This is a genomic window from Stenotrophomonas pictorum JCM 9942, from assembly GCF_001310775.1.
In the GTDB taxonomy this organism is placed as follows: domain Bacteria; phylum Pseudomonadota; class Gammaproteobacteria; order Xanthomonadales; family Xanthomonadaceae; genus Stenotrophomonas; species Stenotrophomonas pictorum.
The window spans coordinates 1-10391 of record NZ_BAZI01000069.1 but is presented as its reverse complement, the minus strand read 5'-3'; the positions used below and the strand labels follow the sequence as shown (position 1 = coordinate 10391).

Genomic DNA, 10391 nt, shown 5'->3' with positions numbered 1-10391 from the left:
GCGGCAAAGCGCCCCACGGCGCGCGTTCCTGCCAGAGCGCGCTGACAGCGAGCAGATCGGTATCGCCACTCCAGCCATCGCTCCATGCCTGTGCAGGCAACCGCAGCGGCTGCACCGCAGCCGGCGCGGCACCCAGCCAATAGTTGGAAAGCCCGCCCACGACCAGGGCCAGCAGGATCACGACAAGGGTACGCACGTGGGATTTCATCGGGCCAGATCCGCCGCATCGGGATTGGTAGGAGTGGCGCTGTCCTGCCGGCTGGACGCCGGATGCGACGCGGTATCGGCACCGGCCACGGCTTTGCGGTAGTAGCTGCGGAACGTCACGGTGACACGCGGGGTATCGCCCTCGCCGACTTCGATCCGTTCCACCTGGGTCCATGGCATGGCCTCGGCCAACGCGCGCATGAAGGCCTCATGGCCATGGGCTGGCAAATTGCCCTCCAGCCGCGAGATCACCTGCCACATGTCGGGGTAGCCCTCCACGTCGACGGTATCTTCCACCTTCACCTTGGGCTCGTTCATTTTCTGCTCGGCCCCCAGCGCGGTGAGCCATGCCTGCGACTCGGCCTGGGCCATGCCCTTGCCGGTGACTTCCGGAATCCGGTCGGTAACCGATTGAAGCAGCTCGGCAGTCTTGGCCGCACGCTCCGGCCACCAGGTTTCCTTGCGCACACCTTCGAGCCGGGTCAGCATTTCCATGTCGTCGGCATAGGCGCTCATGCACTTGTGCACCTGGTCGGACAGCATGAAAAGCCCCTGCATGCCGAGGATGGCGGCGATCACCATGCCGCCGTAGCGCAGTCGCGGGGTGTTGCGCCATTCGGTGCGCAGCTGCTGCAGACGGTTGAGGTTACTCATGGCCTTCTTCCTTCGCCTCCGGGGCCAGTTCCGATACCGCAGGCAGCTCGAACGCCAGTTGCATGGCGCCATTGAGCAAGGGCCTCACGGCGACATCGGACAGGCGGGCATCGCCTTCGAAGGCGAGGACAAAGGCGCGTGGATCGGTTTCGCTGCTGTGCACGGTGGCCTGCAGTTTGTCCGCCTCCCGTCGCCAGGTACGCAAGGTGCTGCCGTCGGGCAGGTGCGCGGCCACCTCGGCCATCAGCACATAGTCGTCATTGGGCGTGCGCAGTGCAGCCAGATGTTCCAGGTCGGCCTGGGCCTGTTCGGCGCGTTCCCGCGCGGCTAGCAGCGGACCTACTTCCGTGCGCAGGCGTTCCACGCGGACAGACAACTGGTCACTGGCCAGCTGCCAGCGCAGCAGCGCGGAGACCTGCCATGCCAGTCCTGCGGCGAGTGCGGCAAACAGCAGCAACCACGCCGTTTTTTCGTCGAACAAGGCCATCAGGCGCTGCGCACGACCCATTTCGCCCCACGGCCGGGACGACCACGGCAATGAGAGGGGCTCAGGAACTTCCTGCAGGGCAGCCGGATCCAGCCCGGTGGAGCGGACAAACCGCAACCATGCCTCGCCCGTCGGCAGTTGCTCCCACCACTGGCTGCTGACCAGCATGCCATTGCGCCAGCTTTGCGCTTCGTACCCTTTGGCGAGCCTGAGCAGGCGCACGCCATCGGCGGCAGGAGGTGCCAGCAGCAGGCTTTCCGGTATCCAGCGGCGCTCGCCAGCAGCATCGCTTTCGCCAGGCGCCATCCAGAACCAGAAATGGGCGATGCCGCCCGTCCACGCCACATAAGAGAGTGCGGAGGGCGAAGGTTTGTGCCGCGCCTCGGCCAGCTTGCCGGCCTGCAGGCGTTTACGGGCAGGCAATGCCTGCAGATCCTCGCGCCGGTACTGGCACTCGCCGCGTCCCACTATCCATTGCTGGCCCCCCAGCGGCCCGCCACGCAAAACTTCTCCCTGTTCGTCATTTACCAGGCGTCTTGTCGGCAAACAAAGGGCTGCCAGTCTGTTCCACAGGTTCATTATGTGAGGGATGGGCAATTGGGTAGGCGGCCAGAATCGACCAAGGACCTTGCTTGTCCGCAAGGGGCGTCAATCTTACATGCATCCGCCAGGCCGCGCCCGTACGCCGCCACAGCGTGATACGCAGAGTGTCGTCGGCCACATACCGGTAATCCAGCGCGTCATCACCCGGCACCCGGATGGCCAGACGCTCCTGCAGATCGTAAGTCGAGGTAAAGGGTCGCAGACGCCGTTGCTCGACCAGACGCCGGCAGGTTTCAGGGCAGCCGGGAATACGCAGCGGCAGCAGCTCCTCCGGCATGGTGTTGGGATTGATGCCTCCCGCGTAGTACGGGGTGATGTGGTCGATCATGGCGGCCAGCGTCGCCGGCGGCAGACTGTCCCATCCCATCACAATAGCCAACTCGCCCGGCGCCAGCATGCGGCGGTTGGGCGGTGGCTTGCGCTGTTCCCGTTCGTAGTCGCGGGCTTCAGCGCCGTTGACGCGGTTCAGGTCATCCGGGTCGATATAGTCCAGCAGGGTGTCGCGCAGACGGGGCCAGCGCTCGGAAGGGATGCCATACAGGCGGAGGAACCGGTTCAGATCCTCCGGACCCGGCCACGCCATCGGAAACAGCCCCGCTTCATCCTGTATTGAAAACGCGGCACTGCCAAGCCCCTGATAAGGACTCCCATCAAGTTGCAGCTCGCCGCCCACCGGATCGCGGGAGAGTCCGCCAAATTCGCTGAGCCGGCGGTAGGCCAACTCGTCCTCGCCCAGGGCGCGGGTTGGCTGCCCGGCGAGGGTCTTTTCCCGGGTGGCGATGATATACAGCAGGGTGTCGCGGGTTTCATACAGCGAGGCTTCGTCCTCGAACTGCGCGCGCGCGACCTGCGCATCCTGCACCTGGGAAACAGCCCACAACGTCATCAGCGCCACAGCGATGGTGATGCCGGCCAGAATCCACAGGGTGACGGCCAGAATGAAACCTTCCGGGCGAGGCCTCCCGGGTGAACGGTCAAATGCCACTGCTGCCGACCTCGTCCAGTTTCAATTTTTCAGGATCCAGCCCGTCGGCCATGATCGGAACCAGCCAATCGAGCGTGCCGCGGCCGGTACGGGCGGTAAAACGGATCATCTTCGGTGGGAATTTGTGGTCTTTCCATTTCCACTCGTCCACCCAGTTGCCGGTTTCGTCCAAGTAGGAGAAGGCCGCGTCACTCAGCGGCCCCTCGATGACCACGACGTCGGTTACCCGGGTATCGGCATAGTGCAGTCGCCCCCCATCCAGCCACCAGCGCACGCCGGAAAAGCCCTGTGCGGCCAATGGAGAGGGTGTCGAATATTGCATCAAATCACGGGTACCCAGCGTCCCCTCGCCCTGTTCCTCCAGATCGCGCTGGAGACCCGCCACCGTTTCCCGGAACCAGGCTTCCTGCAATCCGGCGACGCGATTTTCACCTTCAAAACGCAACAGGCGCGTACGCAGGCTCATGGCCTGCCCCAGCGCCTGCATCAGGACGGTGACCAGCATCGATACGATCACCAGCGTGACGATTGCTTCGAGCAGGGTGAAGCCTTGCTGACGCGTGGCCGGACGGATTTTTGCCAGCAACCTCATAGCTGCGCCGGCTCCCGGACCTGCCTATATCCCACCTTGCGCAAATGGAAGGAGGCCGAGACACCTTCCTCGCCGCGGACATCCACGGTCATGTCGTACAGGCCGATCTGATAGAGGCCGGCCTGCATATAACCGGTCATCGCGTCACGCGGCGGCTCGACAGGCTCGGATTTCCACTCCATCACCATGCCGCCCAGACGCTTTTCACCACTGGGCGTCTGCCCGGGATTCACAACCTCCATCCACGCTAGGGCATTACGCATGGCGGTGTCGCTCTTGCGCGCGTTCTCGGCCCTCAACGCCATCTGGATGGACTGGTTCATCGCGGCGAACAGGGCCAAACCCGCGGTGGCGACGATCGCCAGCGCGACGATCGCTTCCAAAAGAGAGAAACCTCGGGACCACTCAGGGCGGTGCATCAGAAATCCTGCAATCGGGGGTGCCCAGCATCCAGCGGTCATCCCCCTCCGGAGTGGTGACATCCAGTAGCGCCGGGATGCAGTAGCCGTTGGCAGCAACTTGCAGCCCGTCTACCGCGCGAACGCTCCAGCCTTGTGGCAGCTCAAGACCGTGCATGCTCAGCGCCTGCCCTTTGTCGAGCGTGATAGGTGTGCCATACAGCCGCGCCAGTAACGGCAAGCGCTCCAGCTGCCTTACCGCATCGGCACGCTCACCACTGCGACTGATGGCATCGACCGTGTTTTTCAGGCGTGGGGCCACCAGGGCAGTCATGAACGAAATCAACGCAAGGACGACCAGCAACTCCAGCAACGAAAAGCCTCTGCCTGAAGTCGACCGCCCGGCCGGAATATCACTGGCCCTGCGGCAGGAAGCCGACATCTGCGTCATTGCCTTCGCCACCGGCCTTGCCATCGGCTCCAAAGGAGTAAATCGCAAACGGCATTCCGTCGCGCCCCGGGATGGCATATTGGTAAGGATTTCCCCAAGGGTCGGCAGGAACCTTTTCATCCAGGTAAGGACCGCGCCAGCGCGCTCGGGAACGATCATCCGCCGGCGCAGTAGAGAGCACGGCCAGCCCTTCCTCGGCGGTTGGCAGACGCCCCACTTCCAGGCGGTAAGTCTCGATAGCTCCACGCAGGAGGCGGGTCTGGGTTTCAGCAACCTGCACCTTCGAGCTGTCCACCCGGCTGAACAAGCGCGGCCCGACCAGACTCGCGATAAGCCCGATAATCACCAGAACCACCAGCATTTCCAACAAGGTAAAACCACGCATGCGTCGATATCCGCGCACCTTCATCTTCTTCTCCGAATTTCTATAGAGGGACATCATTTACGCTCGTGATCGCAAGAATGATCGCCGTCATGATCACACCAACCACCACGCCAATAAGAATAATTGCCAACGGCTCGACCAGCTGAAGGATGCGCTTGATGCGGTCTCGCCCGGTAACCTCATACAGCCCGGCCAGAGCCGATAGCAGCTTGGGTAATTCGCCACTGGCCTCACCCACTGCCACAAGATCATAACCAGTGGGATTGAGTGCGCGATGCTCGCGCAACGCCGCCGACAGCGTCATGCCGCCCTTGACACCCTTGACCACGGCTGAAAGCCGGTTGCGCAGAAAGCCGAAGCGTACCGCAGCCGCCGACAACCCCAGCGCCCGTACCAGCTCGACCTTGCCTTCCAACAGCGCCGCCAGAGTGCTGGCCCAGCGGCCGACTTCCGCTTCCAGCACCCATTCGCCGATAACCGGCAACCTGACAAGCTTTCCGCCAGCTTTTCCCTGACACCCGGAAGGCTGTACAGCGCTCGAAGCGCTGCGGCAACGGTGATAATGGCACCGGCAACCCACCAGGCATGCGAACTGAGCCACACACCGGTACTGATGACCCAACGGGAAAGTGCAGGCATGCTCTCTCCATGCTGGGTCAACAGGCCGCCAAAGCGGGGCACAACCCACATGAAAATGATGCCGACCGCACCCACGCCGGACAGCATCAGCACTGCCGGATAAATCATCGCACCGGCCATTTCCTGACGGACCCGCTGGTCATATTCGAACTGGCGAACGCTCCGCGCATCGATTCGGCCATGCGACCGGTCGCTTCGCCAGCCTGCATCAACTGGTGCATGTACTCGGGGATCGGCAGTTTGGACTCGCGCAGCGCGACACTGAAGCTTTCGCCGCGCCGCACAGCTTTTTCCATCGAAGCGAAAGCGCCGGTCAAAGAGGGATGGTGGCTGGACTTGGCCAAGGACGAGAGACAAGTCACCAGTCCAACCCCGGCTTCCAGCAACGCGGTGAATTCCTGCAGCACCAGTTGCAGTTCACGCATGGAAGCGACCTTGCGCCGGCTGGAAAACGAACGCCCGCTCTTTATTTCCTTCAACGTATAGGGCGTCAAGCCCATCGCTGCAAGGCGCCGCGCCGCATCCGCTTCGGAAGAAGCATCCAAGGCGCCAGTCAGCGTGTTGCCACTGCGGTCCAGCGCTTCGTAGCGATATTGCGACATGTCACTCATCGGCAGTCATGCCGCCGGTGACACGCACTACTTCTTCCACGGTCGTCAGCCCCGCGCGCGCCTTGAGCAGGCCATCGTCGCGCAGGGTTCTGCCACCTTGGGCATTGACAAGACCGCGCATCTTCTCAGCGGTCGCGCCTGCAATGACCAACTCCTGCAGCTCAGGCGTCACATCCACCAGCTCATAGATACCCAGACGGCCGCGATATCCGGTGCCCTGACAGCGCGGACAGCCAACCGCCTCTTTCCAGTTTGCCTCGCTGCCCTCATCGACAAGGGAACCGGCCATCTGTTCAAACACCGGCAGCACCACCGTCGGCCGACAGCAGTGCGGGCATAAGCGACGCACCAATCGCTGCGCCTGCACAGCGCGCACGCTGGTGGCGATAAGAAATGGCTCCACGCCCATATCGACCAGACGGGTGAACGCACTCACTGCGTCGTTGGTGTGCAGAGTGGAAAGTACCAGGTGGCCGGTGAGCGATGACTGGACCGCGATTTCAGCCGTTTCCAAATCGCGGATTTCACCAATCATGATGACGTCAGGGTCTTGGCGAAGGATGGCGCGCAACGCGCGTGCAAAGGTGTACCCGATGTCCGAGTTGGCCTGTATCTGGGTAACGCCATCCACCTCGTATTCCACCGGATCTTCGACAGTGATGATCTTGCGATCGCGCTGGTTCATTTCCTCCAGCGTGGCGTAGAGCGTCGTCGATTTTCCCGAGCCGGTGGGGCCGGTTACCAGAATGACGCCATGGGGCTCCGCAACCCAAGTCCGGAACAGCGCCAGATCAGGCGGAGAAAAACCCAGCCCCTCAAGGCTCAGATCCTTCCTTTCCTTGGGCAACAGGCGCAACACGATCGACTCTCCATGAACAGCAGGAACCGCCGAAGCACGCACATCCACTTCCTGCCCGCTCACGCGGACACTCAGACGCCCGTCCTGTGGCAGACGACGTTCTGCGATATCCATTCCTGAAATCAGCTTCACTCGGGAAGCGACCGCCGGATAACGACTCGCCGGAAGCACCATGCGTGTATGGAGTATCCCATCCGTACGCATGCGAACATTGAATACCGCTTCCTCTGGCTCGATATGGATGTCAGAGGCACGCTGATCCATCGCTTGGGCAAGGATATTGTTGACCAGCTCTATGACAGGCGCCTCCTCCGCGAGTTCACGAAGGTGGCTCACGTCATCATCCAGACCCATATCCCCACGTGAGCGGGAATTGCCGACCATATCGATAAGCCTTTCCGTTTCCTGGGATCTGGCCAGACGCCAAGCCCATGTTTGCCCGAATGCCTTGTCCAGGGCTTCGTTCACTGAAGGATCAAGAGGGTCACGCGCCACAGCAAGAACCCCCTTCTCCTCGACCTGCCAAGCAACAATACCGTTGTCCAGCCACCAGTCCAAACTGCAGCCTGCATCAGACAGTGTCGAGCGCACGCCTTCACCACCGGCCGGCCACTCGTCACCGGCAAGCATCGGAATATCCAATTGCTCGGAAAGCACCGGCACCAGGCTGTCTTCCGACAACGCTCCAAGTCTTACCAGAACGCTACCGATCCTGCCGCCGAACTGCGCCTGGAATGAGAGCGCCTTCTGCACATCCCCTGTAGAGACTAGTTGACGTTCCACCAGCAGCTCACCCAGTAGGCGATGTTGCGTCACCGGTGTGTAGTCCGCATGCATGCTGTTCTGCATTTCCGCCTCAAATATTCGAAGATCCGAACACGCTGACACCCCAGTTCACTTTTTACTGAACCCGGCGACGCAGGTAGTTCAGCAGGTCGATGCGGGTGATCAGACCGAGAAACACCTCGCCGTCGGTAATGATCGCCACCTGGCCGCGGTCGAACACCGGCAGCAGCGCCTCGATCGGCGAGTTGACGTCCAGCCGGTCCAGCTTGCTGACCATCGCCACCGACACCGGATCACGGAACCGGACTTCGTCGCCGTACACGTGCAGCAGCACGTCGCTCTCGTCGATGATGCCAACCAGCTGGTTGCCTTCCATCACCGGCAGCTGCGACACGTCATACAGCTTCATGCGCTGGTAGGCGGTGGTCAGCAGGTCCTTCGGGCCCACCACCACGGTGTCGCGCTGGCTGTACGGGCGCAGGATGAGGTCACGCAGGTCGCCGTGCTGCGGGCGCTGCAGGAAGCCGTTGTCCAGCATCCAGTAGTCGTTGTACATCTTGGACAGATACTTGTTGCCGGTATCGCATACCAGCACCAGTACCTTCTTGGGCACGGTCTGCTCGCGGCAGTACTTCAGCGCGGCCGCCAGCAGGGTGCCGGTGGAGGAGCCACCGAGGATGCCCTCCTTGCCCAGCAGCTCGCGCGCGGTGTGGAAGCTTTCCGCATCGCTGATCGAGTACGCCTTCTTGACCCGGCTGAAATCGGCGATGTCCGGCAGGAAATCCTCACCGATGCCTTCCACCAGCCAGCTGCCGGATTTCTCGCTCAGCGTGCCTTCGTTGATGTACTGGGTCAGGATCGAGCCGACCGGGTCGGCCAGCACCAGCTCGGTCTTGGGCGAGAGCTTGGCAAAGGCGCGCGACAGGCCGGTCATGGTGCCGGAGCTGCCGCAGCCGAACACGATCGCATCCAGCTCGCCGCCCATCTGCGCGATGATTTCCGGGCCGGTACCGAACTCGTGCGCGGCCGGGTTGTCCGGGTTGCCGAACTGGTTGATGAAGTAGGCGCCCGGGGTCTGCTCGGCCACGGTCTTGGCCAGGTCCTGGTAGTACTCCGGATGGCCTTTGGCCACGTCCGAACGGGTCAGCACCACCTCGGCGCCCATCGCCTTCAGGTTGAAGATCTTCTCCCGGCTCATCTTGTCCGGAACGACCAGGATCAGCTTGTAGCCCTTCTGCTGGGCGACCAGCGCCAGGCCCAGGCCGGTGTTGCCGGCGGTGCCCTCGACCAGTGTCGCACCGGGCTTGAGATCACCACGTTTCTCGGCGGCCTCGATCATCGACAGACCGATGCGATCCTTGATCGACCCGCCCGGGTTGGAACTCTCCAGCTTCAGGTACAGCTCGCAGACGCCCGCATCCAGCCGCTGGGCCTTGATGATGGGCGTGTTGCCAATGAGTTCGAGGACGGAGGAATGGATGGGCATCGGAGGGTTTCGCATCGCGCCGCAACTGCGGCCGGACCATCGATTATCCGATGGATGTGCCGGAAAGTCAGGCAACGGACGGTGCTTGCATCATTCCCGGCGGAGTGACGCGGACGACAGCGGTTGACGAGTAGGCCGCCATCGCCCGCGACAGAAGCGGTATTGCGGGGGAAGGTTCAGTTCAACGCACTTTCATAGATCCGCAGGAGCTTCTGCTTGGCCAGCAGTTTTTCCCGCTTCATCTGGCCCAACGTGACATCGTCGATGGGAAGCACACCCAGCCCGGCATCCATGCACTTCTTGTTCAACTTCTTGTGTTGCTGGTAGAGCTGCTTGAACTCGGGATCGGCTTTCATCAACGCATCGATTTTGCTCTGCGGCTGCCCTTCAAACATGACTACCTCCTTCAGCAGATACACAAACGCCCCGGCCTGACGGCACGGGGCGTTGCGGGATTGGAGTGCCAAGACGCACCTGGAGGGAACCACCCGTCAGCCCCCGGCTATCGTGCCGGCGGTTGCCCGGTACTGGTTCGCGCCCCTGTTGCATCGGCTCGGCCCTCCGCTGTCCGGACGGCGAAAGTACCGCCCGGACGATTGACCCTACGCCTGCGAAAAGGTTCCGGCAAGCGCTATTGGCAACTGCCGGATAAATGTCTGGAACACGGCGCAGTCAGCCACGGAAAACAAACCAAAACATAACAATCTCAGCCAGTTACCCGGCTCAGGGCGCCACGATCACCTCCACCGAACGCGCCCGGGTCGAAGCGGCTTTCTTGCCGGCCACCTGGATACGGTTGGCCGCAACCCCACCCGCCACCAGCGCATCCTTCAGCGCCTGCGCACGCCGCTGGCCGACGCCATTGGCACTGTCGTAGCCCTCGATCACCACCCGGCCCTTCTTGCCGATGTTCAGGTACTCGGCCAAGGCCTTGGCCTGGTTGCGCGCGCCGGCCGACAGCGCCGCCTGCCCTGCGGCAAAGGCATCGCCGGCCAGGGTGAATACTTCCCCGCGACTGTCGAACTTCGAGCCGGGCAGGCGTTGCCCGGAAACCAGTTCGGCCTCCTCGCGGGCCAGCTTGGCCGCGTTCTGCTGGGCGGCCGTCAGCCGCGCGGCCTGTTTGCCGGCCACACTGGTCAACGCGGTTTCGGCATCCTGGCGGGCCAGCGTCTCGGCTTCGGCCGCCAGCCGCATACGCTCGGCCTCTTCGGCCTGGATCTGCGCCTGGACGCGCAGGCGCTCGGCCTC

General features: G+C 62.6%; 14 protein-coding genes. All 14 read right to left on the bottom strand.

Going from position 1 to position 10391, the window contains the following annotated elements; translation table 11 throughout:
• Nucleotides 1-196 (bottom strand): hypothetical protein (locus JCM9942_RS05820; RefSeq protein ID WP_157722799.1); only part of this gene is annotated, 196 nt, incomplete at its 3' end.
• A gap of 8 nt (nt 197-204) precedes the next feature.
• On the bottom strand, nt 205-861 hold the full coding sequence (locus tag JCM9942_RS05815; protein ID WP_054658341.1) for a hypothetical protein: 657 nt from the start codon (nt 859-861) through the stop codon (nt 205-207).
• On the bottom strand, nt 854-1852 hold the full coding sequence (locus tag JCM9942_RS05810) for a hypothetical protein (protein ID WP_157722798.1): 999 nt from the start codon (nt 1850-1852) through the stop codon (nt 854-856). Before JCM9942_RS05810 ends, JCM9942_RS05815 begins: the two co-directional genes overlap by 8 nt.
• A gap of 16 nt (nt 1853-1868) precedes the next feature.
• Nucleotides 1869-2936 (bottom strand): type II secretion system minor pseudopilin, encoded by a 1068-nt coding sequence (locus tag JCM9942_RS05805; RefSeq protein ID WP_054658336.1) that lies wholly within the window; start codon nt 2934-2936, stop codon nt 1869-1871.
• Nucleotides 2926-3528: a prepilin-type N-terminal cleavage/methylation domain-containing protein gene (locus JCM9942_RS05800; RefSeq protein ID WP_083468430.1), complete on the bottom strand. Its 603-nt coding sequence runs from the start codon at nt 3526-3528 to the stop codon at nt 2926-2928. The genes JCM9942_RS05805 and JCM9942_RS05800 overlap by 11 nt, the downstream gene beginning before the upstream one ends.
• Nucleotides 3525-3947: a PulJ/GspJ family protein gene (locus JCM9942_RS05795; RefSeq protein WP_054658332.1), complete on the bottom strand. Its 423-nt coding sequence runs from the start codon at nt 3945-3947 to the stop codon at nt 3525-3527. Before JCM9942_RS05795 ends, JCM9942_RS05800 begins: the two co-directional genes overlap by 4 nt.
• The gene (locus JCM9942_RS18135) at nt 3934-4368 is read right to left on the bottom strand and encodes a prepilin-type N-terminal cleavage/methylation domain-containing protein (protein ID WP_089153143.1); all 435 of its coding nucleotides are present in this window, start codon (nt 4366-4368) and stop codon (nt 3934-3936) included. The genes JCM9942_RS05795 and JCM9942_RS18135 overlap by 14 nt, the downstream gene beginning before the upstream one ends.
• Nucleotides 4340-4819, bottom strand: a complete 480-nt coding sequence (gene gspG, locus JCM9942_RS05785) for a type II secretion system major pseudopilin GspG (protein ID WP_241772734.1) — start codon at nt 4817-4819, stop codon at nt 4340-4342. The genes JCM9942_RS18135 and gspG overlap by 29 nt, the downstream gene beginning before the upstream one ends.
• Nucleotides 4803-5246, bottom strand: coding sequence for a type II secretion system F family protein (locus tag JCM9942_RS05780; RefSeq protein WP_054658325.1), 444 nt, complete (start codon nt 5244-5246; stop codon nt 4803-4805). Before JCM9942_RS05780 ends, gspG begins: the two co-directional genes overlap by 17 nt.
• A gap of 259 nt (nt 5247-5505) precedes the next feature.
• Nucleotides 5506-6012, bottom strand: coding sequence for a type II secretion system F family protein (locus JCM9942_RS05775; RefSeq protein ID WP_083468427.1), 507 nt, complete (start codon nt 6010-6012; stop codon nt 5506-5508).
• Nucleotides 6005-7720 (bottom strand): GspE/PulE family protein, encoded by a 1716-nt coding sequence (locus tag JCM9942_RS05770; protein ID WP_054658319.1) that lies wholly within the window; start codon nt 7718-7720, stop codon nt 6005-6007. Before JCM9942_RS05770 ends, JCM9942_RS05775 begins: the two co-directional genes overlap by 8 nt.
• Nucleotides 7721-7772: 52 nt before the next feature.
• Entirely contained in the window at nt 7773-9143 is a 1371-nt protein-coding gene (locus JCM9942_RS05765) for a pyridoxal-phosphate dependent enzyme (RefSeq protein ID WP_054658316.1), read from the bottom strand.
• 176 nt (nt 9144-9319) lie between these two features.
• Complete coding sequence (locus JCM9942_RS05760; protein ID WP_054658314.1) at nt 9320-9538, bottom strand: HP1242/YdcH family protein; 219 nt, start codon at nt 9536-9538, stop codon at nt 9320-9322.
• 328 nt (nt 9539-9866) lie between these two features.
• Nucleotides 9867-10391: OmpA family protein (locus JCM9942_RS05755; RefSeq protein WP_157722796.1), on the bottom strand; the 525-nt coding region annotated here is incomplete at its 5' end.